At 58.5% G+C, this 23,220-nt stretch carries 20 protein-coding genes and 3 pseudogenes; 19 read left to right on the top strand and 4 right to left on the bottom strand.

Going from position 1 to position 23,220, the window contains the following annotated elements; translation table 11 throughout:
- Positions 1-14: 14 nt before the first annotated feature.
- From AC4ANE_RS04580 to AC4ANE_RS04570, 3 genes are read left to right on the top strand one after another with little or no spacing between them, the layout of a single operon-like run.
- Positions 15-1,217 (top strand): bifunctional cobalt-precorrin-7 (C(5))-methyltransferase/cobalt-precorrin-6B (C(15))-methyltransferase, encoded by a 1,203-nt coding sequence (locus AC4ANE_RS04580; RefSeq protein ID WP_002555385.1) that lies wholly within the window; start codon positions 15-17, stop codon positions 1,215-1,217.
- A complete protein-coding gene (locus AC4ANE_RS04575) occupies positions 1,217-2,329 on the top strand; it encodes a cobalt-precorrin-5B (C(1))-methyltransferase (RefSeq protein WP_002555386.1) in 1,113 nt (370 codons plus the stop codon). The genes AC4ANE_RS04580 and AC4ANE_RS04575 overlap by 1 nt, the downstream gene beginning before the upstream one ends.
- Positions 2,326-3,045, top strand: coding sequence for a cobalt-precorrin-6A reductase (locus AC4ANE_RS04570; protein ID WP_002555387.1), 720 nt, complete (start codon positions 2,326-2,328; stop codon positions 3,043-3,045). The genes AC4ANE_RS04575 and AC4ANE_RS04570 overlap by 4 nt, the downstream gene beginning before the upstream one ends.
- 150 nt (positions 3,046-3,195) lie before the next feature.
- On the opposite strand, the gene AC4ANE_RS04565 is transcribed toward AC4ANE_RS04570, so the two are convergent.
- Positions 3,196-3,654: an REP-associated tyrosine transposase gene (locus AC4ANE_RS04565; protein WP_002555388.1), complete on the bottom strand. Its 459-nt coding sequence runs from the start codon at positions 3,652-3,654 to the stop codon at positions 3,196-3,198.
- A 144-nt stretch (positions 3,655-3,798) separates the two neighbouring features.
- Between AC4ANE_RS04565 and AC4ANE_RS04560 the strand changes: the two genes are divergently transcribed.
- The 4 genes and pseudogenes from AC4ANE_RS04560 to AC4ANE_RS04545 form a co-directional block, all read left to right on the top strand.
- Positions 3,799-4,260, top strand: coding sequence for a copper chaperone PCu(A)C (locus tag AC4ANE_RS04560; RefSeq protein ID WP_002555389.1), 462 nt, complete (start codon positions 3,799-3,801; stop codon positions 4,258-4,260).
- A 13-nt stretch (positions 4,261-4,273) separates the two neighbouring features.
- Complete coding sequence (locus AC4ANE_RS04555; RefSeq protein ID WP_002555390.1) at positions 4,274-4,708, top strand: DUF2946 domain-containing protein; 435 nt, start codon at positions 4,274-4,276, stop codon at positions 4,706-4,708.
- An 84-nt stretch (positions 4,709-4,792) separates the two neighbouring features.
- Positions 4,793-6,166, top strand: a complete 1,374-nt coding sequence (locus AC4ANE_RS04550) for a PepSY-associated TM helix domain-containing protein (RefSeq protein WP_002555391.1) — start codon at positions 4,793-4,795, stop codon at positions 6,164-6,166.
- A 247-nt stretch (positions 6,167-6,413) separates the two neighbouring features.
- Positions 6,414-8,996, top strand: a pseudogene (locus tag AC4ANE_RS04545) (dermonecrotic toxin domain-containing protein); the annotation flags it as partial.
- A 317-nt stretch (positions 8,997-9,313) separates the two neighbouring features.
- On the opposite strand, the gene AC4ANE_RS04540 reads toward AC4ANE_RS04545, so the two are convergent.
- Positions 9,314-10,348 (bottom strand): IS110-like element ISPsy16 family transposase, encoded by a 1,035-nt coding sequence (locus tag AC4ANE_RS04540; RefSeq protein WP_460408723.1) that lies wholly within the window; start codon positions 10,346-10,348, stop codon positions 9,314-9,316.
- A gap of 100 nt (positions 10,349-10,448) precedes the next feature.
- Between AC4ANE_RS04540 and AC4ANE_RS04535 the strand changes: the two are divergent.
- The 12 genes and pseudogenes from AC4ANE_RS04535 to ureC form a co-directional block, all read left to right on the top strand.
- A pseudogene (locus AC4ANE_RS04535) lies at positions 10,449-11,318 on the top strand (dermonecrotic toxin domain-containing protein); the annotation flags it as partial.
- Positions 11,319-11,567: 249 nt separating this feature from the next.
- On the top strand, positions 11,568-12,833 hold the full coding sequence (urtA, locus tag AC4ANE_RS04530) for an urea ABC transporter substrate-binding protein (protein WP_002555394.1): 1,266 nt from the start codon (positions 11,568-11,570) through the stop codon (positions 12,831-12,833).
- A 243-nt stretch (positions 12,834-13,076) separates the two neighbouring features.
- Positions 13,077-14,666 (top strand): urea ABC transporter permease subunit UrtB, encoded by a 1,590-nt coding sequence (gene urtB / locus AC4ANE_RS04525; RefSeq protein ID WP_002555395.1) that lies wholly within the window; start codon positions 13,077-13,079, stop codon positions 14,664-14,666.
- Positions 14,666-15,745: an urea ABC transporter permease subunit UrtC gene (gene urtC / locus AC4ANE_RS04520; protein ID WP_031597722.1), complete on the top strand. Its 1,080-nt coding sequence runs from the start codon at positions 14,666-14,668 to the stop codon at positions 15,743-15,745. Before urtB ends, urtC begins: the two co-directional genes overlap by 1 nt.
- A pseudogene (gene urtD, locus AC4ANE_RS04515) lies at positions 15,742-16,601 on the top strand (urea ABC transporter ATP-binding protein UrtD). The gene urtC and the pseudogene urtD overlap by 4 nt, the downstream one beginning before the upstream one ends.
- 96 nt (positions 16,602-16,697) lie before the next feature.
- Entirely contained in the window at positions 16,698-17,396 is a 699-nt protein-coding gene (urtE, locus tag AC4ANE_RS04510; RefSeq protein WP_002555398.1) for an urea ABC transporter ATP-binding subunit UrtE, read from the top strand.
- A 52-nt stretch (positions 17,397-17,448) separates the two neighbouring features.
- Positions 17,449-18,294, top strand: a complete 846-nt coding sequence (locus tag AC4ANE_RS04505; RefSeq protein ID WP_002555399.1) for an urease accessory protein UreD — start codon at positions 17,449-17,451, stop codon at positions 18,292-18,294.
- A 303-nt stretch (positions 18,295-18,597) separates the two neighbouring features.
- Positions 18,598-18,900 (top strand): urease subunit gamma, encoded by a 303-nt coding sequence (gene ureA, locus AC4ANE_RS04500; RefSeq protein WP_002555400.1) that lies wholly within the window; start codon positions 18,598-18,600, stop codon positions 18,898-18,900.
- Positions 18,901-18,910: 10 nt separating this feature from the next.
- Entirely contained in the window at positions 18,911-19,453 is a 543-nt protein-coding gene (locus AC4ANE_RS04495) for a GNAT family N-acetyltransferase (RefSeq protein ID WP_002555401.1), read from the top strand.
- Positions 19,454-19,463: 10 nt separating this feature from the next.
- Positions 19,464-19,997 carry a tabtoxinine-beta-lactam acetyltransferase Ttr gene (gene ttr, locus AC4ANE_RS04490; RefSeq protein WP_002555402.1) on the top strand — a complete coding sequence of 178 codons (534 nt, stop codon included), beginning with the start codon at positions 19,464-19,466 and terminating at the stop codon, positions 19,995-19,997.
- Positions 19,994-20,302 carry an urease subunit beta gene (locus tag AC4ANE_RS04485; protein WP_002555403.1) on the top strand — a complete coding sequence of 103 codons (309 nt, stop codon included), beginning with the start codon at positions 19,994-19,996 and terminating at the stop codon, positions 20,300-20,302. The genes ttr and AC4ANE_RS04485 overlap by 4 nt, the downstream gene beginning before the upstream one ends.
- A 331-nt stretch (positions 20,303-20,633) precedes the next feature.
- Entirely contained in the window at positions 20,634-22,334 is a 1,701-nt protein-coding gene (gene ureC, locus AC4ANE_RS04480) for an urease subunit alpha (RefSeq protein WP_002555404.1), read from the top strand.
- A gap of 84 nt (positions 22,335-22,418) precedes the next feature.
- On the opposite strand, the gene AC4ANE_RS04475 is transcribed toward ureC, so the two are convergent.
- Together AC4ANE_RS04475 and AC4ANE_RS04470 are read right to left on the bottom strand one after the other, a co-directional pair.
- The gene (locus AC4ANE_RS04475) at positions 22,419-22,673 is read right to left on the bottom strand and encodes a hypothetical protein (RefSeq protein ID WP_031597719.1); all 255 of its coding nucleotides are present in this window, start codon (positions 22,671-22,673) and stop codon (positions 22,419-22,421) included.
- A 13-nt stretch (positions 22,674-22,686) separates the two neighbouring features.
- Positions 22,687-23,070 (bottom strand): thioredoxin family protein, encoded by a 384-nt coding sequence (locus tag AC4ANE_RS04470; RefSeq protein ID WP_031597718.1) that lies wholly within the window; start codon positions 23,068-23,070, stop codon positions 22,687-22,689.
- Positions 23,071-23,220: the final 150 nt, after the last annotated feature.

Genomic DNA, 23,220 nt, shown 5'->3' with positions numbered 1-23,220 from the left:
ATTGAGGTAGGTACATGTCGCCGTGGCTGACAGTCGTGGGAATCGGAGAAGACGGTTACAAGGGCCTGGGCAAGAACGCCCGGCACGCTCTGCTGCACGCTGATCAGGTGTTCGGCGGTCCGCGCCAGCTGGCATTGCTGCCGCCGTGCATTCGCGCCGAGCGGCGTGCATGGCCGAGTCCATTTTCGCTGAACCCGGTGTTGGAACAGCGCGGTGCCGAAATCTGCGTACTGGCCAGTGGCGATCCGATGCTGTTCGGCGTCGGCGCCAGCCTGGCACGCGTAGTCGCCATCGACGAAATGCGTATTCTGCCCGCCCCTTCTTCTTACTCTCTGGCCGCCGCTCGTCTGGGCTGGCCGTTGCAGGAAGTCGTTACCTTGTCAGTGGTTGCCCGTCCGGTAGCCGCATTGAACGCTCATTTCCATCATGGCGTACGTCTGCTGGTGCTGAGCAATGATGGCAGCAGCCCCGCAGTGATTGCCGGTTTGCTGCGCGAACGAGGCTTTGGCCCTAGCCGCATGACGGTCCTGGAGCACCTGGGAGGTGAAGCCGAACGGCGCGTCGAGGGGCTGGCCAGTGAATGGGGCAATCCCGAGATCGCTGCGCTGAACCTGGTTGCCGTCGATTGTCGCGCCGACGCCAGCGCCATTCGCCTGAGTACAGTGGCCGGTTTGCCAGACAGCGCTTTCGAGCATGACGGCCAGTTGACCAAACGCGACGTGCGGGCGATCACCCTTGCCCGCCTTGCTCCGGTGCCGGGTGAACTGCTTTGGGACGTCGGCGCGGGCTGCGGCTCCATCGGCATCGAATGGATGCGCGCGCACCCAACCTGCCGGGCGATGGCCATAGAAGCGGACGAAGGCCGTCAGCAACTGATCGAATTCAATCGCGATGCGTTGGGCGTGCCGGGCCTGCAATTGGTCCGTGGCAGCGCGCCACAGGCGCTGAGCGGTCTGGAGCGTCCGGATGCGATTTTCATCGGCGGTGGCGTGACCCGTATCGGCGTGCTGGAAACCTGCTGGGAGCAGTTGCGCTCCGGCGGGCGGCTGGTCGCCAATGCAGTAACCCTGCAAAGCGAGGCTGCACTCATGGCCTGGCGCGAGCGGCATGGCGGCGAACTGACGCGTATTCACGTCGCCCATGCTCAGCCTCTTGGCGAGTTCGATACGTGGCGTCAGGCCTTGCCGATCACTCTGCTGGATGTAGTCAAACCCTGATGCGCGAAGAAACCGCCGAACAGCCTGCTCCGCTGCGCAGTGGCCTGACCACCGGCAGCTGCGCCACAGCAACCAGCCTCGCGGCAGCGCGGCTGTTGCTCAGCGGGCAAATCAGCGATGCGGTAGAGATTGTGTTGCCCAAGGGCAAACAGGTGCAGATGCGCCTGGAATTCTGCCGCCTTGTGGATAACTTCGCCGAAGCCGGAACACTCAAGGATGCCGGGGACGATCCCGACGTTACTCACGGCGCGCTAGTGTTTGCGCGCGTCAGGCTGGAAATGGCACCCGGCGTGCGCTTCGTGGCAGGCGCAGGTGTAGGCAGCGTGACCCGCCCCGGCCTGGTGTTGGCGGTGGGCGAGCCCGCCATCAACCCGGTGCCTCGACGCATGATGACCGAACACTTGCTGCAGCTGGCGGAAGAACTCGGCTACAGCGGTGGTTTCGAGGTTACGATTGGCGTCGAGGGCGGCGAAGCGCTGGCGCTCAAAACCATGAATCCGCGCCTCGGTATTCTCGGCGGACTGTCGATTCTCGGCACCAGCGGGATTGTCCGGCCCTTCTCCTGCGCGGCTTACATCGCGTCGATCCATCAGGGCATCGACGTCGCCACCACCAACGGCTATCGGCATATTGCCGCCTGCACCGGCAACGCCAGCGAAGACACCATGCGCCGCGTGTACAACATCCCGGATATCGCCCTGATCGAAATGGGCGATTTCGTCGGTGCAGTGCTCAAGCACCTGCGCAAGGTGCCTGTGGATAAGTTGAGCCTGTGCGGTGGCTTCGGCAAGATCAGCAAACTGGCCGCAGGCCACATGGATCTGCACAGCCGCCATTCGAGCATCGACCTGCCGCAACTGGCGCTGTGGGCGGCGGATGTCGGCGCGGACGCAGACCTGCAACAACGTGTTCGCGATGCCAATACCAGCCAGCAGGCGCTGGCGATGTGCGCAACGGCGGGCGTGCCGCTGGGCGATGAGGTGTGTCGTCATGCGCTGGCTTTTGCCCGCAGCGTGGTGCCTGCACAGGTTCAGGTCGAAGTGTTCGCCATAGACCGTCAGGGCGGTATCGTCGGTCAGGCGGGCGTTGCGTTATCGAAGGAACACACATGAAACGAATTCTGCTGTTGGGCGGCATTACCGAAGCGCTGGCGATTGCACGCAGGCTCGGGCCTGAGCATATCTATAGCCTGGCAGGTGTGGGTCGAGTGCCGGCAGATCTGGCCTGTCAGTTGAAAGTTGGCGGCTATGGCGGCGCAGAGGGCATGGCGCAGTACATTCGTGACCAGGGCGTCGATTTGCTGCTGGACGCAACCCATCCGTATGCTGCGCAAATCAGCCGCAACGCTGCTTGTGCGGCCCGGCTGACTGGAATTCCCTGCTGGGCCTTGCGCCGCACTGCCTGGCAGGCTGGTGCGGGTGATGACTGGGGCGAAGTGGCCGACTGGTCAGAACTGGTCACGGCACTGGCGCCCTTCAAGCGCCCACTGTTCACCTTGGGGCGCGAGCCTTTGCAGCATCTGCACGAGATTCCGGAGCATCAATTCTGGACGCTTCGGGCATTGGACAGCTACCCCGGCAATGACCACTGCGAAGTGATCGGCGCGCGCGGCCCGTTTGCCCTGGAAGACGAACGTCAGCTGTTTGAACAACGCGATATTGATGTGCTGATCAGCAAAAACAGTGGCAGCAGCTCCACCGAACCCAAGCTTGAAGTCGCCCGCGAGCGCGGCCTGCCCGTCCTGATCCTGAAACGCCCGGAGTTGCCTGAGGTGGATCGGATTTTGTGGAGTGTGGATGAGGTGCTGGAGGCGTTGGGGCTGGAGTGAATGAACCGTCTTCAGTCCTCATGAAAATCGTGAAACAAGCCGGCCAGTGGGAGTGAGCTTGCTCACGAAGAGGCCGGTATAGCCGCTGAAAATCAATTGATCCGTTAATCCGCCTTCGCGAGCAAGCTCGCTCCCACAGGGTCGTTATTTTCAAAGCCAAATTGCGTCCCATAAGGGATAATCACGCACGCTTTTGACCAAGCCGGCTCGAACAGGATTGGCAACAATATAACGGGCGAAATTTAAAAGGCTTTCTTCAGTGCGGATGCCTACGTCGTGGTATCCGCTTTGCCAAAAAGGTCCACTGCAGCCGCTGGCTCTGTTTATGGTGATCGCGCTTTTCGATTTGACGCGCTGTACAACTCTGGATAACGAGTGGCTATTCAACTGCAGCAGCCAGTGAATATGGTCCGGCATGACGACCCACGCTAATGAATCGGCCAGTTGCTGCTCCTGGACTTGCCGAAGCTCATCGACGAAGAGACGCCCCATGCGCCAGTCAGAAAAAGCAGGTTTTCTCTGGAGTGTTTTCGCGGTGACCAGATAAATCTGGCCTGTACCGGAGATCCGTCCGATGCGCAAACGATGCGACTTTGCCCTCTCACTCATCCCATCACCTTATGGCTGCGTGCTTGGGAGCGACTCTACAAAGCGCGCACACTTAGCGTGTGCTTAAAGGTTTACCTGAGTGTTTCGTATGTCCAGTCGAGCTGCCCTTCACTCTTTTTCTAAAACCTCCGGAGAACCCCCTCAATGCTCAAAAACGCACTCCTGCTGGCCGCATTACTGCTGCCAGCCTGCTTTGCCCAGGCCCATGAGTACAAGGCTGGGCCGTTGCTGATTGGCCATCCCTGGTCAATGGAGCTGCCGCCCAATGCGCCGACGGTCGCGGCGTATTTCACTGTCGAGAACAAGGGCGACAGCGCAGATCGTCTGATCAGCGTCGACAGCCCCATCGCCGGGCAAGCGCAGTTGCATGAACATATACACGCCGACGGGCTGATGAAGATGCAGCACGTTCAGGCGGTCGACATCCCGGCCGGTGCGAAGGTGAGTTTCGCGCCGATGGCCTGGCACGTGATGCTGCTGGACCTGAAAGACCGTTCGAAGCTGGTCACCGGCCAACGCTTCCCGATGACCCTGCATTTTGAAAAGGCGGGAGATGTCGAGGTGCAGGTCGTGGTACAAAAGCAGGCTCCGGAACACCAGCACTGAGTCGTTTTACAAAGTGAGCACATTGCGCCGCGTTCGCGACAGATCAGCCACCCGTAACAAACGGGGCGCATGGCTGAGTCTGTTCGCCATGTTGATGATCTTTATCGGTCCACTGGTTTCCCAGTCGATGCCGATGGATCATCACGTCGGCATGTCGATGTCCATGCCAGCCAGTATGGATATGTCGGCAGACAGCCACGCCCATCACGGCGGCGAGCATTCCATGCCTGCCGATGCGGGCATGAGCGATCACGCGCTGTGGGCAAAATGCGGCTATTGCACACTGCTATTCAGTTGCCCGGCGCTGCCCCATGTGCTGGAACTGGTCGCAGCCCCGCCGCCAAGGCCGGGTGATTTCTTTGCCTCGCAGCCGCTGCCGGGGCATGCACACAAGGCTATATTCCCCAATGCCCGAAGCCGGGCACCGCCAGCGCTCACCACGGCATAACCCGAAAAAAAGATTCCACGACGGCGCGCAGCTCAAGGCTGCGCGCCATTCGTGCTGTGTTATCCCTATTGGGGAGCGTTGAACGTGTCCAAACCTGATGTCTCTTTTTACAACCTTGCCTGGCGATGGCATTTCTATGCAGGGCTGTTCGTCGCGCCGTTCATGATCCTGTTATCGCTGACCGGCATCATTTACCTGTTCAAGCCGCAACTGGACAACCTGATGTACCACGACCTGCTCAGCGTGGCACCGGCCGAGCACCGCCTCACTGCCGACGAGCTGCAACAGCGGGTAAAGAGTGCTTACCCACAGGCAGCCATTGGCAAGTATTTCCCGCCGTTAAACGCCGAGGGCAGTGCGCAGTTTGTGATCAGCGAGCAGGGCCGCGAGGTGAATGTCTTCATTGACCCCTATCGCGGCGAGGTTCTTGGCACCCAGGACGCCAAAAAGAACCTGCAGGCGATTGCCCGCGCACTGCATGGCGAGCTGATGATCGGTACGCTGGGTGACCGGCTTGTCGAGCTGGCGGCTGGCTGGGGGATTGTGCTGGTGGTCTCCGGCCTTTATCTATGGTGGCCCCGAGGCCGCTCGGCCGCCGGCGTGTTCTGGCCACGCCTGACCGCCAAGGGGCGCGTGCTGTGGCGTGATCTGCACGCGGTGACCGGTTTCTGGGGCGCGTTTTTGCTGTTGTTCATGCTGTTGAGCGGCATGACCTGGACCGGGCTATGGGGCAAACAATACGCTGCGGTATGGAACACCTTCCCGGCAGCCATGTGGACTGACGTGCCCAAGTCCGACAAGCAGGCTGGCGAGTTGAACAATGCCAGCGTGCAGACCGTGCCATGGGCCATGGAAAATACGCCGATGCCGGTTTCAACCGGCGAGCACGCCGAGCACATGGACCACATGCATATGTCCAGCGCACCGGCAGCGCCAACCGTGTCATTGCAGCGAGTTGTCGACATTGCACGCGCCAGAGAGATCGTACCGGGCTACAGCATCACCCAGCCTAAAACAGCTGATGGCGTGTTCACCGTGTCGGTGTTCGCCGACGACCCGCGCGATGACGCGACGCTGCATATCGATCAATACACCGGCAAGGTGCTGGCCGACGTGCGCTACGTTGATTACAGCGCAGTGTCCAAGGCCACCGAGCTGGGCGTGATGCTGCATGAAGGTAAATTTTTCGGCTGGATCAATCAGTTGCTGATCCTGCTGGTCTGCCTGATGGTACTGCTCAGCTCGGTCAGTGGGTTGGTGATCTGGTGGAAGCGCCGACCTCGGAGCGGGCTGGGTGTACCGCCATTGCGCCACGACCTGCCACGCTGGAAAACCGCGACAGTGGTCATGATTGCCCTGGGCGTCATATTCCCTCTGGTGGGTATTTCGATGCTGATTGTCTGGGTGCTTGATCGAATAGTGCTTTCACGCTTTGCCAAAACAGCGGCAACAGCTTAGATTGCTCGCTGCGGGGCCTGAAACCATTGAGTGGCGTTGTGATGAATTCCTCCTCATACCCGGTTTCAGGTCCCGCCCTGCTTTGAACCTTCCATGCCCCCGAAACTTCCTACCGACCAGATCGCCAATGCTGCCTTCACCGACCTGCGCTGGCCGATAGCCGTGCGCCGTCAGCCCTGACTACATGAAATGAACCGCCCGGCCAATGCCTTAAGCGGATCATCCATCATGCAGGCGAATCGGCACCATGAACCTACCGCTCATAACATCAGCACCACCTCCACAACGTTCGCTTGCCAGCGACACGTATCCACCTGGTTTCAGCAAAGCAACCCAGGAGCTGGCCAGTACCCTGCTCTCCCCCCTCAAACCCGAGCTGGATGTGCAGACAACATGGCTGACCTACCTTGACAGCAAAGAAATACCGGACAAGGGAGCCAATATTCACAGTGTTCCGCTGATCCCCAGTCTGATCGAGCACTTCACCGGCCTTCTGAACTGGACCGACCATGATGTGCAAGGCCTTTACCCGACTCCGTCGTCCACTTCGCAAACACCAGCCATCCAACCGCTGGGCCGCGCAGCTATCGCGACTTTCTATACCCAGGTCAGCCAGCAACTGGAACAGTTCTATAGCCAGAAACTTGCGGACTACTGGAGCATTGCAACATCGGATGGCGAAACCAAGGGACACCAGTTTGTCGCCGAGCAGATCGAGTGCATGAAATCTGAATGCGCGGTGCAGATTGCCCTCGAAAAAATGACGACCGGGCACTACAGCCTGCTGTCGGCAGCATTGGCAGCCTGCGCCCCTGACCCCGACGGAAATACTGCCGAGCTGCAGCCACACAGCGTTTATGGACTTTCGGCAAGCGCTGGTGATAGCCCTCCGCTTTCGCTTTACGGGGCGTTTGTAATCGCAAGACGTCTTCGTGATGAACCTGTGCAGATCGATCAGGAGGAGCTTGAAGATGTGCTGCTGTTCACCCCGCATGACGGGCTGGAAGCATTTGCATCCTTGACACAAATGAACGAAGCCCTTGCTCGACGAGGGGCTGAACCTGATTACAGACGACGTCTGCTGGCTGATTCCGAGGCTGACCAACCAGTCCAGGCTGCACCTGACAGCAACATCTTGCAGTGGCAATACACTTTGCTGGAAGGCAACTTTCTAAGCCTGTTGCATACACGCCAGATCACCAGACAGCAATCTATGTTCGCTCAGGCCGTACAGCTTGCCCGCACCCAACGAATGGATGCGGTTTGTTTCGAGCAATCGATAGTGCAACTGCTGGGATCAGAAGTTTACTTCGACCACCATTGGCGCCTGGACCGGCTCGATAACGATCTGGTGGAAAGCCAGATGCCTGCATGGTGGAAAACCATGAAGCAGTCGCAGCGCATTGAATGGCATGAGCAGGCGCAGCGGTTTGGCCAATCGGTTGTGAATATTCGCAAAAACAGCAAGGACCACTTCGGTCAGCCGGATAACGACAGCCGCACTTACTTCACGCGCTATATCGACAAGCAGCTCGAGGACGTATTGAAACGAGCCTCAGTGGAGGTAGCAGCGCAGCACATTATTGTTTCACTGACCTATACAACCGGCACTGAAGTGCTGGATATTCCCGGCGCGCCTATGATGCCCGCAACCGAGACCGCGAAGACTTCGCTATGGCAGTTGGCACACACCCATGCCTACCGGGCCAAAGCTAAGGATGCATTGCTGATCCAGGCTATGGATAGTGAAGGCGCAGTCATCAGGAAACTGGACAAAGCCACCATCAAGGAATTGGTTACAACCATTGAGGCCCCCCAACACCTCAGCGAGTACCTCGACCTAAATCTGAAAACATCGGCGTATGCGCAACAACTCAAGCAGTCACGAAAAGTCATGCTGGAAGCTCAGATGAAGATGATGCTGCTGGAGATCGAACAACTGGCGTTTGCGCCAGCGGGTCGAGAGTGGATCAAAGCAGTGCTGGATTCGCCAGCACCGCAAGGGCGCCGAACCATCAAAGATGAAGCCATCGAAGTCAGGTTTTTCACTGTCAATCAATTCAAGATGACCAATGTCATGCTGATCGCTCCCGCGGGGAAATTCGATAAGGGACCGCTTGTACTGTGCACACTGAATGCTTCCGACGGCATCGTTTTCCGCTGGTTCAACAGCATGTTTCATCTCACCACCACCTTTCTGGAAGAAGTCTCGTTTCAGCAGTACCTGCTTAAGCAAATACCGCTGTCCAGGCGTCTGGAGACGCTGCGTGCCATGCAGTACGAGAAAGAGGCAAAGCACTGGCGCCCGCCACAGGTACTTACTCAATTTTCGCTGATACCGATCCCTTCAAGGCTGCTGCATCCAGTCGTTTTTATCCGCCAGAGCAAAGATATTTACGAGGAAATTCACGAGACCAGGATCACTCAGTTGATCAGCGAAGCCAAGCGGCATATGAGCCAGGAAACCAATCAGGGGCAAGCCGGCCGAAGCTTCGATCTGATCGCCGGTATCGCAATTCTGTTTCTGCCTGAACCGATCATGATGCCTGTTGCGCTGGGCGTGGGCCTGTATAAAACCTGGAACGCCTTTTCGAAAATAGACGAAGGCGACCACGAAGGAGCCGCCGAGGAGTTTCTGAGCGCCATTGGCTATCTTGCCACTGCTCTCATTGGCCATGTGGCGCTAGCCCTTAAACCGGTAACGCATGCCTCCGGAGCAGCAAGAAGTCCGCACCTGATTCGCAGGGTGGGTCGCGATGGGCAGATGCAGATTGGCTATCTCCTGTCGCATTCCAAAGCCCCACGTTTTGCAGACTCTAAATTAATCGTCTACAAGGGCTTCCCCATTGAGCACAAGCCCAATAGTTTCTGTTTGACTCCGCTGCATATGCCGGATCGACGTAAGAAGGTGAAGGACTGCGGTACTACAAACGGTCATCTTGAGCTGATCGCTCGGACCCTGATGAAAGACGCACGTGAGGGCCTCGTTCGCTAACCGGGACTGAATTTCCCATACGATTTTTCAGGTATCCCCCACGCAGGTCCAACCCGCTTCACATCAACGACGGCAGTGCACATTGATCCTTTTATCCGCTCATGATCCTCGCCCTAACGCCTTACAAGGTGATCAGTCATGACCTCTGGTGTTTACGCGCCCGTTGGTTCTGCCTGTTCAGGCTTGAACGTGTCGCCGTAATGCAGAACGGCCCAGGCCATCCTCGCATTCTTGGCGGCAATCGCCACGGCCGCACGCCAGTAACCCCGTCGCTCCATGAGGTTGCGGATCCAGCGACTGAGAGGGTCTTGCTTATTGCCCAGGTTGGCCATGACAGATCGAGCTCCAAGCACCAGTAGACTGCGTAAATAGGCATCCCCGGCTTTGGTGATACTTCCCAGGCGCTGCTTGCCGCCGCTACTGTACTGGCTTGGCGTCAGACCGTGCCAGGCAGCCACTTGGCGACCGTTTCTGAAGTCGTGCCCATCTCCAATACTGGCCACTAAAGCACTTGCTGTGGTCGAGCCAACCCCACGCAATTGCAGCAGCCTACGGCTGCGGTCGTCTTCGCGAGCGATCTGATTGATGGCTCGATCAAGTTCCACCAGCCGATCCTCGATATGGCTGGTGTGCTCCAACAGTTCACTCATGCACCGTCTTGCCCAGCCAGGCAAGGTGTCCAGACAGGGACCAATCTCTTTTCTCAATCGCTCTGGGCTTTGTGGCAGGACCACGCCGAATTCAGAAAGTAATCCGCGCAGTCGGTTGTACGTAGAGGTGCGTTCTTCGATGAATCCCTGGCGGGTTCGGTGAAGGCAAAGAGTGGCCTGCTGATGCTCGTCTTTAACAGGGACAAACCGCATGCTGGGTCGGGGCACTGCCTCACAGATCGCGGCAGCATCTGCGGCATCGTTCTTGCCGCGCTTACCCGACATTCGATAAGGCGAAACGAGTTTAGGAGCCATCAACTTGACCGTATGGCCGTGCTCGGCGAACACCCTCGCCCAATGATGAGCGCCTGAGCAAGCCTCCATACCAATCAAGCACGGGGGCAACTGGGCGATCAATGGCACCAGTTGATCCCGCGCAACCTTGGGCTTCACCAAGGTGGCTTTACCAGCCTCATCGACGCCGTGAACGGCGAATACGGCCTTGGCTAGATCGATTCCCACGGTAATAATTGGCATGGACTTCCCCTCCTGTGGTTTTGATGCAGGTTTGACACTTCATCATGGCACTTCGATGCCGATTCGCGACTTTCGCCGCGCCCTCTGGACGGGGAAGTCCCTTTCATTCGCTATGGACCCTCACCGCTTCACTGCCATCGAGATAGAGGGCCAGACCTGCTTCATAAGCCGTCGTGCCAACATGTTCGGCCACTCGCGCCTTTATCGGCCGAACCCCATGGATGCAACGCAGTTGGTGCATGAGCAGGAATTTGCCTTGCGTACTACCAGCGGTGCCTGGAAAACCGTGGGAAAACAAATACCGCGGCTGAGTCAGCCAGCCATCCGCAATGCCCAAGCACACCTGACCAGCCTGACAACTGCCTGGCCTGCGTCCCTGGAAGAAGCAAGCAGCGCTGAACGTTTGAAGTTCGAGGCCGATTACCTCGCCCTGAGTAAAGCGTCCAACGCAGAAAGCTTTTCGGAAATAGCAGCTTATACAGAGGGAGGTTCGGCAGCCATCAATCCTGTATTGCGAAACGGTATGCGCAACGCCACCACAAGCAGGTTTCTCCGCCAGTTCTACAAACTCAAGCCATGGCATGGCACTGCCTTTCGCTCCACGTATGTATCCAGCGAAGGAGTGGCATGTCTGGAACGCGAGATAGGTGCGGTGTTTACAGATAATGGCGTGCAGTCCGCATCGGTATCGCGAGCCAATGCCTCCAGATGGAGCCAGGATGGATTTGTGAGCAGTAACGCTAACTCGGAAAATCACCCGGTATTCTTTATCTTCGCGCCTAATGTGCCCAAGAAGAACATGTTTACCGGCTTTCTCGGTGATCACGTCGCCATCCCGCCTGGAACTCGCGTGCAACTGGGTGCGACAACACGGGTCAACGGCCAGCTGTTCGCCTGGTTCGATGCTCCCGAGCGACTCGTTGACCAGACCTACGATCTTTACACCGGAGCACAGGAGTTCTGGGTATGAGGCGCTTGGCCGTTTGAACACAACGGCAGTAGAGACAATGCTGGTATTTCATGGTCCGCACCATTGCAGCGCATAGCGCACGCCCTCTTCCTGCCCCGTTCCAGGTTGGTGCGCATACCCTTTACTGCGCGACACATTCGTTCCATTTTGCGACGCGCTTAGGTTGGCCCAGACCTTGCTAACGGTTGAAAGAGCAACGTAATGCACCGCCGCAGACCTATCAAAAAAATGAACCAAGGGAGCTAGTCAATGAAGCGTCGCAGCCTGATCAAAGCCTTTACCCTGTCCGCATCGATCGCCGCCATGGGGTTGACCTGGACCGTTCAGGCTGCCGAAACCATCAAGGTCGGTATTCTGCATTCGTTGTCCGGGACCATGGCGATCTCCGAGACCTCGCTCAAAGACATGGCCTTGATGACCATTGACGAGATCAACGCCAAAGGCGGCGTCAACGGCAAGATGCTCGAAGCAGTGGTTGTCGACCCGGCTTCCAACTGGCCACTGTTCGCCGAAAAAGGCCGCCAATTGCTGACCCAGGACAAGGTGGCGGTGGTCTTTGGTTGCTGGACATCGGTATCGCGCAAATCGGTACTGCCGGTCTTTGAGGAACTCAACGGCTTGCTGTTCTACCCCGTGCAGTACGAAGGCGAAGAGATGTCGCCCAACGTGTTCTACACCGGTGCCGCGCCTAACCAACAGGCGATCCCTGCGGTCGAGTATGTAATGAGTGAAGAAGGCGGTTCGGCCAAGCGCTTCTTCCTGCTCGGCACCGACTATGTCTACCCACGTACCACCAACAAGATTCTGCGTGCATTCCTGCACTCCAAGGGTGTAGCGGATAAAGACATCGAAGAGGTCTACACCCCGTTCGGTCACTCCGACTATCAAACCATCGTGGCCAACATCAAGAAGTTCTCTGCAGGTGGCAAGACAGCGGTTATCTCCACCGTTAACGGCGACTCCAATGTGCCGTTCTACAAAGAACTGGCCAACCAGGGCCTGAAAGCCACCGACGTACCGGTTGTAGCGTTTTCGGTAGGCGAAGAAGAACTACGCGGCATCGACACCAAACCACTGGTAGGCCACCTCGCCGCCTGGAACTACTTCCAGTCGGTGGAAAACCCGGTCAACAAGAAGTTCGTCGCTGACTGGACTGCCTACGCCAAAAAGAAAAACCTGCCAGGCGCTGACAAAGCGGTGACCAACGACCCGATGGAAGCTACCTACGTCGGTATTCACATGTGGGCACAGGCAGTCGAGAAAGCCAAAACCACTGACGTGGACAAGGTACGCGAGGCAATGGCCGGACAAACCTTCGCAGCACCGTCGGGATTCACCCTGACCATGGACAAAACCAACCACCACTTGCACAAGCCGGTAATGATTGGCGAAGTGGAGGACAACGGTCAGTTCAACGTCGTCTGGCAGACCAAAGAGCCGATCCGCGCCCAGCCATGGAGCCCCTACATTCCTGGCAACGACAAAAAGCCTGATCATCCCGTGAAGAGCAACTGATGTGACGGGGCTGAGAGCACAACAACTCTCGCCCCTACGCTCCAGCGCTAGTCGTACGCACACGTTCGCTCGGCCTCAGGGTGGAAAGCATTTTTTGTAGGAGCGGACTTGTCCGCGAAGGCGGCTGTTCAAACGATACATCTTCAGTGAATGTAACGGCCCTTTCGTGAACAAGTTCACTCCCACGGCCTTCGGCCAGAATCAAGAGCAGACGGCGCCACACTCAATCAAGGCCATATTGATATGCCTTCCTACTTCTACCGTTTCATCCTCGCTATCAGCCTGCTGCTGCCCCTTGCAGCTCAGGCCAGCGATGCCAGTGATTTTGTCGCAGCCAGTTCTGCACAACAGGCCGAGCTGCTGGAGGCCTGGGCAGCCAAGCCGACAGCGGAACGCGTTGAACTGCTTGAAGCTCTGCGCGATGGCCGTGTTGCCGCCGACAGCAGCAAGCGCGCCTGGATCGAAAACAACGATCAATACGTGCCGGCCGATGCACAAGCCCCTGCAGCAGCCGACGCCCCAACTCCTGACGAACCGCGCAAACTGCGCCTGAACAACCGGCTGCGTGGTCTGATTGAAACAGCGCTGGCCAGCCACCAACTGCTGGCAGCCGATACGCAACTGCGCATGGCAGCAGCCCTGCAATTGCAAAAAAGCGCTCGCCCTGCACAACTGGAGCTGCTGACCGAACGTGTCGCCAGCGAAACCGATTCCAGCGTCAAAAGCGCGCTGGCCCTGGCGCTGGCCAACCTGCAAATGGTCGACTCCATCCCGACAGTACGTCTGGCTGCCGTGCGACTGCTGGGTGAAACCGGTGACCCGCTGGCGCGTACCCGTCTTGAATCATTGCTGGCGCCCGGCGTGGAAACCGACGCTTCGGTACGCGTGGCGGCTGAAACCAGCCTGGCACAGGTGAAGCGCAAGCTGATGATCGGCGAAATCCTCGGTCAGGCGTTCAGCGGCATGTCGCTGGGGTCGATCCTGCTGCTGGCGGCGCTGGGCCTGGCGATCACCTTCGGCCTGCTTGGGGTGATCAACATGGCCCATGGCGAGATGCTGATGCTGGGCGCCTATTCAACCTATGTCGTGCAACTGATGCTGCAGCGCTATGCGCCGGGCGCCATCGAATACTATCCGCTGATCGCACTGCCGGTGGCGTTCTTTGTCACCGCCGTGATCGGCATGGCCCTGGAACGTACGGTCATCCGTCACTTGTATGGCCGTCCACTGGAAACCCTGCTCGCCACCTGGGGCATTAGCCTGATGCTGATTCAAGCCGTACGTCTGGCCTTCGGCGCGCAGAACGTTGAAGTCGCCAACCCGCAATGGCTGTCAGGCGGCATTCAGGTGTTGCCTAACCTGGTATTGCCTTACAACCGCATCGTGATCATCGCCTTCGCCCTGTTCGTGGTCGTGTTGACCTGGCTGCTGTTGAACAAGACCCGACTGGGTCTGAACGTGCGCGCCGTCACCCAGAACCGCAACATGGCTGCCTGCTGCGGTGTGCCGACCGGGCGCATCGACATGATGGCATTCGGTCTGGGCTCGGGCATTGCAGGTCTGGGCGGCGTCGCCCTGAGCCAGATCGGCAACGTCGGCCCCGACCTTGGCCAAAGCTACATCATCGACTCATTCCTGGTGGTGGTGCTCGGCGGTGTCGGACAACTGGCCGGTAGCGTGATGGCGGCCTTCGGGCTGGGCATTGCCAACAAGATTCTCGAACCGCAAATCGGCGCTGTATTGGGCAAGATCCTGATACTGGCGCTGATCATTCTGTTTATCCAGAAACGTCCGCAAGGCCTCTTCGCATTGAAAGGACGGGTGATCGACTGATGAGCCAGCCATTGATGGTAACTGCCGCACAAAAAGTCGGCCCCAAAGGCACGTTGACCGCAGGCATTGTGATACTGGCTGTGCTGCTGGCACTGCCGTTGCTGTCGTTGTTGCCTGCCGATAACAGCTTTCAGGTCTCGGCCTACACCTTGACCCTGGTGGGCAAAATCCTCTGCTACGCCATTGTCGCCCTGGCGCTGGATCTGGTCTGGGGCTACGCCGGGCTATTGTCGCTGGGCCACGGCCTGTTCTTCGCACTGGGCGGCTATGCCATGGGCATGTACCTGATGCGCCAGGCCGCAGGTGATGGTTTGCCTGCGTTCATGACGTTCCTGTCGTGGACCGAACTGCCGTGGTACTGGGCAGGCACCGACAATTTCCTCTGGGCGCTGTGTCTGGTGGTCCTCGCACCTGGGCTGCTGGCGCTGGTGTTCGGCTTCTTCGCCTTCCGCTCGCGGATCAAAGGCGTGTATTTCTCGATCATGACCCAGGCCCTGACGTTTGCCGGCATGCTGCTGTTCTTTCGCAACGAGACCGGCTTTGGCGGCAACAACGGGTTTACCAACTTTCGCAGCATTCTGGGTTTCAGCATCAGTTCCCAAGGAACCAGAGCAACGCTGTTCCTAGCGACAGTCTTATTGCTGATTGCCAGCCTGTACATCGGCTGGCGCCTGGCGCAGAGCAAGTTCGGCCGGGTTCTGACGGCGTTGCGTGATGCGGAAAACCGCCTGATGTTCTGCGGTTACGATCCGCGCGGCTTCAAGCTGTTTGTCTGGGTCTTGAGTGCCATACTGTGCGGCCTGGCCGGGGCCCTGTATGTGCCGCAGGTCGGCATCATCAACCCCAGCGAAATGTCGCCGACCAACTCTATCGAAGCAGCAGTGTGGGTAGCATTGGGCGGCCGTGGCACGTTGATCGGCCCATTGCTGGGCGCGGGTCTGGTGAACGGCATGAAAAGCTGGTTCACCGTGGCTTTCCCGGAATACTGGCTGTTCTTTCTCGGCGCGCTGTTCATCATCGTCACGCTGTACCTGCCCAAAGGCGTGATCGGCTTGCTGAAGAAAAGGAGCGAGCAATGAAAACCACTCCTACCCCGTCGTTCATGCTTGAACCGGTTCTGGCACCCAACTCTGATGCAGGCACCAGCCGCGATGCGTAGGCCTTGGCAAAAGCGCTGGTAAAGGGCTGAACACACGACACGGCACGATCCTGACGCTGGAAGACATCAGCGTCAGCTTCGACGGTTTCAAGGCACTGAACGATCTGAATCTGTACATCGGCGTGGGCGAGCTGCGCTGCATCATCGGCCCCAACGGCGCTGGCAAGACCACGCTGATGGACGTCATCACCGGCAAGACCCGCCCCAGCCACGGCAAGGCCTGGTTCGGCGAAACGCTGGACCTGACGCAGATGAGCGAAGTGCAGATTGCTCAGGCCGGAATTGGCCGAAAGTTCCAGAAGCCGACGGTGTTCGAAGCCTTGAGCGTGTTCGAGAACCTTGAACTGGCTCAAAAGACCGACAAATCGGTATGGGCCAGTTTGCGTGCGCGGTTGAGCGGCGAACAGCAGGACCGGATACGCGAAGTCCTGGAAACCATTCGCCTGACCACCTCCATGCACCGCCCGGCGGGCTTGCTGTCTCACGGCCAGAAGCAGTTTCTGGAGATCGGTATGCTGCTGGTTCAGGACCCGCAATTGCTGCTGCTCGACGAGCCGGTGGCGGGCATGACCGACGCCGAAACCGAATTCACCGCCGAGCTGTTCAAGGGCCTGGCCGGCAAACACTCACTGATGGTGGTCGAGCATGACATGGGCTTCGTCGGCTCGATTGCCGACCACGTCACCGTGCTGCACCAAGGCAGCGTATTGGGCGAAGGCTCGCTGAACGACGTGCAGGCCGACGAACGCGTAATCGAAGTGTATTTAGGGCGCTGACGCAACGAACTGATCGGCGCGCGGCACGGAAATACCTATCCAGACGCCCCGCGTCCCAACATTACGATTACGCTGCAACCGACGAGAACATTCACCATGCTCCAGGTCGAAAAGCTTCATCAGTATTACGGTGGCAGCCACATTCTTCGTGGTCTGTCGTTTGATGTGAAGGTCGGTGAAGTCACCTGCCTGCTGGGCCGCAATGGCGTAGGCAAGACCACGCTGTTGCGTGTGCTGATGGGCTTGTTGCCGTCGAAGGAAGGCTCGGTGCAATGGGAAGGCAAGGCCATCACCCAGTTCAAGACGCATCAGCGGGTGCATGCCGGGATTGCTTATGTGCCGCAAGGCCGGGAAATATTCGGCCGGCTGACGGTCGAGGAAAACCTGTTGATGGGCCTGTCACGCTTTCCGGGCTCCGAAGCCAAGGAAGTGCCGGCATTTATCTACGAGCTGTTCCCGGTGCTGCTGCAGATGAAACATCGGCGTGGCGGCGATCTGTCCGGTGGTCAGCAGCAGCAATTGGCGATAGGCCGGGCATTGGCGAGTCGTCCACGCTTACTGATTCTCGACGAACCCACCGAAGGTATTCAGCCCTCGGTGATCAAGGAAATCGGCGCAGTGATCAAAAAACTGGCCGAGCGCGGCGACATGGCGATTCTGCTGGTCGAGCAGTTCTACGACTTCGCGGCGGAACTGGCCGATCAATACCTGGTGATGTCGCGGGGAGAAATCGTCCAGCAGGGCCGTGGCGAGAACATGGAGACCGAAGGGGTTCGCGGTCTGGTGACTATTTAATTAATGCGCCAATCCGTTATCGTGCTGCACTCGACAAGCCAATGAAGACACCATGAATCTGCCTGCCAACACCGCCCTTTTTACCCCCAGCTGGCATGCCGAGCTGGAATTGGGTTATGGCCGTTTCGATGACTGCACACGCCCGACCCAACGTCGCCACAAAGGGCCGCTGCGGGTGCAAAAGCATCTGTATGCCGAAGGACCGCAGGTGTGCCAGCACATCATCGTTCACCCACCGGGCGGTATCGCCGGGGGAGACCGGCTGGACATTTCAGCCACGGTCGGTGCCGATGCCTGGGCACAACTGACCAGCCCCGGCGCAGCGAAATGGTATCGCGCCGCCAGCCCGGCCTTTCAGCAACTTGAACTGCACGTCCACCCCGGCGCGACACTGGAATGGCTGCCGCAGGAAACCATCGTCTTCAGCAATGCCCAGGCAGAACTTACCACCCGCATAGAACTACACGGTGACGCGAAGCTATGCTACTGGGATGTAGTAGCACTGGGCCGTCCGGCCAGCGGCGAGCGTTTCGAGCAGGGACATTTTCAGTCGCATCTGGATATCCGCCGCGACGGCACATTGCTCTGGCACGAACGGCAACGCATTATCGGTGGCGACGGGCTGCTGGACTCGCCCATCGGCCTGGACGGCAAAACGGTATTCGCCACCCTGCTGCTGACCGGTGAAGTGAGCAGCGATCTGCTTGAGGCCTGTCGCTCGCTGTCGATGCCCAACCCGGTACGCGGTGATCTGACCCAATTGCCGGGCCTTGTAGTGGCTCGCTGCTTGGCAGACGAAGCATTGCACGCGCGCGCCTGGCTGATACAAATCTGGAAATACCTGCGCCCTGCCCTGCTGGGACGCGAGGCGGTAACGCCAAGAATCTGGAACACCTGATTGATGACTGGACGCTCTGCATTCCAGGCTACACCCTCGGCGCTGATACACTCAGCGTGATACATAAGTCCTGAAAAGCCCGAAAATCGGGGGCTTTTAGCGCTTCTGCCCGCAGGGCGTGGGAGCGAACGTGTTCGCGAAGACAATGTTTTAGGCGCTGCATTTTCGGCGACTACACCGGCCCCTTCTCGAACAAGTTCGCTCCCACGGCCTTCGGCCAGACCCCAAAACAGACTTATACATAACGATGAGGGCTCAAGCCTGGGAACGATCAACCACCGAATTTGAACAAACGGAAGCCCCATGGACCTGACACCACGCGAAAAAGACAAGCTGCTGATATTCACTGCCGGACTGGTTGCCGAACGGCGTCTGGCGCGCGGCGTGAAGCTCAATTACCCGGAAGCCATGGCCTACATCTCTGCGGCGCTGCTTGAAGGTGCGCGTGACGGGCAGACCGTCGCTGACCTCATGCACTACGGCACGACCCTGCTGACCCGCGATCAGGTCATGGAAGGCATTGCGGAGATGATCCCGGAGATTCAGGTGGAAGCCACCTTCCCGGACGGCACCAAACTGGTCACCGTGCATCAGCCGATTGCCTGAGGGAGTGATCATGCAAGACGTGATTCGCGATGCCCTGCCGGTCGATCTGCCAGGCATTCTGGCCATCTACAACGACGCAGTGCTCAACACCACGGCTATCTGGAATGAACAACCGGTCGACCTGGCCAACCGCCAGGTCTGGTACGCAGCTCGCCAGAGTCAGGCGTATCCAATTCTGGTGGCCGTCGACCACGCAGGCGAGGTGCTGGGCTACTCATCGTTTGGCGACTGGCGCCCCTTCGAAGGGTTTCGCCATACGGTGGAGCATTCGGTCTATGTTCGCGCAGACCAGCGCGGCAAGGGGCTGGGGCCGCGCCTGATGGCATCGCTGATCGAACGAGCCAGAGACTGTGAGAAACACATGATGGTAGCCGCCATCGAAAGCGGCAACGCGGCCTCCATCGCCCTGCATGAACGCCTCGGCTTCAAGACTACCGGACAGATGCCGCAAGTCGGCACCAAGTTCGGCCGCTGGCTGGACCTGACCTTCATGCAACTGGATTTGTCGCCCGGTGTTCCGGCACCCGCGTCACAAGCACCCAAGCCCTTCTAGAGAGCACGCCATGAACCATGCACAACTGCGACGTGTTACCGCTGAAAGCTTCGCCCATTATCGCCATGGTCTGGCGCAGTTGCTGTTTGAAACGGTTCACGGCGGCGCATCGGTGGGGTTCATGGCTGATCTGGATATGCAGCAGGCGTACGCTTGGTGCGATGGCCTGAAGGCCGATATCGCCGCAGGCAGTCTGCTGCTGTGGGTGGTGGCCGAAGACGATAATGTGCTGGCCAGCGCGCAGTTGTCACTGTGCCAGAAGCCCAATGGCCTGAACCGCGCCGAAGTGCAGAAACTGATGGTGCTGCCCAGCGCCCGAGGTCGTGGTCTGGGCAGGCAACTGATGGACGAAGTCGAGCAGGTTGCAGTAAAACACAAACGCGGGCTGCTGCACCTGGACACCGAAGCGGGCTCGGTGGCTGAAGCGTTCTATAGCGCGCTGGCCTACACCCGCGTCGGCGAACTGCCAGGCTACTGCGCCACACCGGACGGTCGCCTTCATCCGACCGCCATTTATTTCAAAACCTTGGGGCAACCGACATGATCCCTGGTCAATACCAGATCCAGCCCGGCGATATCGAACTCAACGCCGGACGCCGTACCCTCAGCCTGACGGTTGCCAACAGCGGCGACCGGCCGATTCAGGTGGGCTCGCATTTCCACTTTTTCGAAACCAATGACGCACTGACCTTTGATCGCGCCGCCAGCCGCGGCATGCGCCTGAATATCCCGGCCGGCACCGCCGTGCGCTTCGAGCCGGGCCAGTCCCGTGAAGTCGAGCTGGTGGACCTGGCCGGATTGCGCAAGGTCTACGGCTTTGCCGGACGGGTAATGGGCGATCTGGATTGAAGCCTTTTTGAATACCGTTCCTACGCTCCGCGTTCATCGTTACATACAAGTCTGCTTTTGATTCTGGCCGAAGGCCGTAGGAGCGAACTTGTTCGCGAAGAGGCCGGTACAGCCTCCAGAAACAGGGCGTTCAGACTAACGTCTTCGTGAGCAATGCGGATCGCCGCAACGGTCATGCAGGCATCCAATCGGGACGTGTGTATGACGATGGGCACTCGGCACGAGGATCAAAAGCTTTGACGACTAACGACTTGCAGCCCGCCGCTGGTCGCTTTGAAAAACTTACAGTTTGCGGCCTGCAGCTTGCCGCTCTGAATCCGAGGTACGAAAGATGAAGATAAGCCGACAAGCCTACGCAGACATGTTCGGCCCCACCGTCGGCGACAAGGTTCGCCTGGCCGACACCGAGCTGTGGATCGAGGTCGAGAAGGACTTCACCACCTATGGCGAAGAAGTGAAGTTCGGCGGTGGCAAGGTCATCCGTGACGGCATGGGCCAAGGCCAGCTAATGGCCGCCGATGTGGTCGACACGCTGATCACCAACGCCCTGATCATCGACCATTGGGGCATCGTCAAGGCTGACGTCGGCATCAAGAATGGACGCATCGCAGCCATCGGCAAGGCCGGTAACCCGGACATCCAGCCAGACGTGACCATTGCGGTCGGCGCGGCCACCGAAGTCATTGCCGGTGAAGGCATGATCCTCACCGCTGGCGGCGTCGACACGCACATCCACTTCATCTGCCCACAACAGATCGAAGAAGCGCTGATGAGCGGCGTGACTACCATGATCGGCGGCGGCACCGGCCCTGCCACTGGCACTAACGCCACCACGGTCACGCCCGGTCCGTGGCACATGGCGCGCATGCTCCAGGCTTCGGATTCGTTTCCGATGAACATTGGCTTCACCGGCAAGGGCAACGTCAGCCTGCCCGGCCCGCTGATCGAGCAGGTCAAGGCGGGCGCTATCGGTCTGAAGCTGCACGAGGACTGGGGCACCACACCCGCAGCCATCGACAACTGCCTGAGCGTTGCCGATGAATACGACGTGCAGGTCGCGATTCACAGCGACACGCTGAATGAGTCAGGTTTCGTCGAAACCACCCTCGCCGCGTTCAAGAACCGCACCATCCACACCTACCACACTGAAGGTGCAGGTGGCGGCCACGCGCCGGATATCATCAAGGCCTGTGGTTCTCCGAACGTGCTGCCCAGCTCGACCAACCCGACCCGGCCTTTTACCCGTAACACCATCGACGAACACCTGGACATGCTCATGGTCTGCCACCACCTGGACCCGAGCATCGCCGAAGACGTGGCATTCGCGGAAAGCCGTATACGCCGGGAAACCATCGCCGCCGAGGACATTCTTCACGACCTGGGTGCCTTTTCGATGCTCAGTTCCGACAGCCAGGCCATGGGCCGGGTTGGTGAGGTGATCATGCGCACCTGGCAAACCGCCGACAAGATGAAGAAGCAGCGGGGCCCCCTGCCGCAGGACGGTCCCGGCAACGACAACTTCCGCGCCAAGCGCTACATCGCCAAATACACCATCAACCCGGCGATCACCCACGGCATCAGCCATGAGGTGGGCTCCATCGAAGTCGGCAAGTGGGCGGACCTGGTGCTGTGGCGTCCGGCATTCTTCGGCGTCAAACCGACCCTGATCCTCAAGGGCGGCGCCATTGCCGCCAGCCTGATGGGCGACGCCAACGCTTCGATCCCGACACCGCAACCGGTTCACTACCGCCCCATGTTCGCCAGCTACGGCAGCTCGCTGCATGCCACCAGCCTGACCTTTATCAGCCAGGCGGCATTCGACGCAGGCGTACCGGAGTCACTGGGCCTGAAGAAGCAGATCGGCGTAGTCAAAGGCTGTCGCACCGTGCAGAAGAAAGACCTGATCCACAACGACTACCTGCCGGACATCGAAGTTGACCCACAGACCTATCAGGTCAAGGCCGACGGCGTGTTGCTATGGTGCGAACCGGCCGATGTGCTGCCGATGGCACAACGGTATTTTCTGTTCTAGCAAAGCGCTCGAAAGTGGGGGCTCTTGTTGAGCCCCTGCTGCTCGACGTACAAACTGGATTGACGTACAAACTGGATTAAAGCCCTAAGGCTCAAGACGCTCCAGGAATGTCTCTTTAGAGTTCAGTATCTGCAACGACTGCAGCGAGTCGTTGATGGCGTCGAACATGCCCAGATCCTGTTCAGTCGGTTTACCCTGCAACACCCGATGCAGAGCAAGAAAAACGCTGAGTTTGCCTCCCGACATATAGTTCCGTTTGCTTACTTTTGCATCTGCCAGTATCTCCCCCGCCAGCGCGATCTGCTCTTCGACGAACGCTGCAAACTCTGTCTTCAACATGCTGAATCTCCGGTTATGAGGTGAGTAGCAACTCATCCAGCACTTGCACCATCCGCTCCCTGGTTTGCTGCCCTACAAGGTCTTCCCGTACTCTTTTGCCATCCTTGAAAAAAACCATCGTCGGACCGTGATTTATCTCGTACTCGTTCGAAGTCACGGGGTTCAAAGAGTCTTTGAGATCCGAATCCAGCTCGATCTCTACTCTGATCAGGCTTACCTTTTCGGCGTATTTCTCTTCCAGCGCATCAAAAATGGCATCCATTCTGGCGCTGGCGTTTTGATCACCTCGTTTACTGACTTTTCCTTTCGTCGAGAACTCCACCGCCACAAGCCTGTGGCAGCTGGCATCGACAACCTCTTTCTGGAAGGTTGAATCGGTAGCAGTGATGACACTCATGTTCAGGCCCCTCATTCAATTAATCGCTGATTGAACATAGGCCTGCAAAAAAAGGGAGTCTACTGACAGAAATGACAGTAAACGCCCTGTTTGTCGTGTCATGTAAAAGCGATAATATGCGCCATCTTCCGTCACGCTCCTCCAACAAGG

Source organism: Pseudomonas sp. Pme6b (assembly GCF_058129925.1).
This window is presented reverse-complemented; position numbering and strand designations above follow the sequence as displayed.

Excerpts from the sequence above, each read along its gene's own strand:
- AC4ANE_RS04580 (WP_002555385.1), top strand. The coding sequence starts at position 15 with ATGTCGCCGTGGCTGACAGTCGTGGGAATCGGAGAAGACGGTTACAAG.
- AC4ANE_RS04575 (WP_002555386.1), top strand. The coding sequence starts at position 1,217 with ATGCGCGAAGAAACCGCCGAACAGCCTGCTCCGCTGCGCAGTGGCCTG.
- AC4ANE_RS04570 (WP_002555387.1), top strand. The coding sequence starts at position 2,326 with ATGAAACGAATTCTGCTGTTGGGCGGCATTACCGAAGCGCTGGCGATT.
- AC4ANE_RS04565 (WP_002555388.1), bottom strand. The coding sequence starts at position 3,654 with ATGAGTGAGAGGGCAAAGTCGCATCGTTTGCGCATCGGACGGATCTCC.
- AC4ANE_RS04560 (WP_002555389.1), top strand. The coding sequence starts at position 3,799 with ATGCTCAAAAACGCACTCCTGCTGGCCGCATTACTGCTGCCAGCCTGC.
- AC4ANE_RS04540 (WP_460408723.1), bottom strand. The coding sequence starts at position 10,348 with ATGCCAATTATTACCGTGGGAATCGATCTAGCCAAGGCCGTATTCGCC.
- urtA (WP_002555394.1), top strand. The coding sequence starts at position 11,568 with ATGAAGCGTCGCAGCCTGATCAAAGCCTTTACCCTGTCCGCATCGATC.
- urtB (WP_002555395.1), top strand. The coding sequence starts at position 13,077 with ATGCCTTCCTACTTCTACCGTTTCATCCTCGCTATCAGCCTGCTGCTG.
- urtC (WP_031597722.1), top strand. The coding sequence starts at position 14,666 with ATGAGCCAGCCATTGATGGTAACTGCCGCACAAAAAGTCGGCCCCAAA.
- urtE (WP_002555398.1), top strand. The coding sequence starts at position 16,698 with ATGCTCCAGGTCGAAAAGCTTCATCAGTATTACGGTGGCAGCCACATT.
- AC4ANE_RS04505 (WP_002555399.1), top strand. The coding sequence starts at position 17,449 with ATGAATCTGCCTGCCAACACCGCCCTTTTTACCCCCAGCTGGCATGCC.
- ureA (WP_002555400.1), top strand. The coding sequence starts at position 18,598 with ATGGACCTGACACCACGCGAAAAAGACAAGCTGCTGATATTCACTGCC.
- AC4ANE_RS04495 (WP_002555401.1), top strand. The coding sequence starts at position 18,911 with ATGCAAGACGTGATTCGCGATGCCCTGCCGGTCGATCTGCCAGGCATT.
- ttr (WP_002555402.1), top strand. The coding sequence starts at position 19,464 with ATGAACCATGCACAACTGCGACGTGTTACCGCTGAAAGCTTCGCCCAT.
- AC4ANE_RS04485 (WP_002555403.1), top strand. The coding sequence starts at position 19,994 with ATGATCCCTGGTCAATACCAGATCCAGCCCGGCGATATCGAACTCAAC.
- ureC (WP_002555404.1), top strand. The coding sequence starts at position 20,634 with ATGAAGATAAGCCGACAAGCCTACGCAGACATGTTCGGCCCCACCGTC.
- AC4ANE_RS04475 (WP_031597719.1), bottom strand. The coding sequence starts at position 22,673 with ATGTTGAAGACAGAGTTTGCAGCGTTCGTCGAAGAGCAGATCGCGCTG.
- AC4ANE_RS04470 (WP_031597718.1), bottom strand. The coding sequence starts at position 23,070 with ATGAGTGTCATCACTGCTACCGATTCAACCTTCCAGAAAGAGGTTGTC.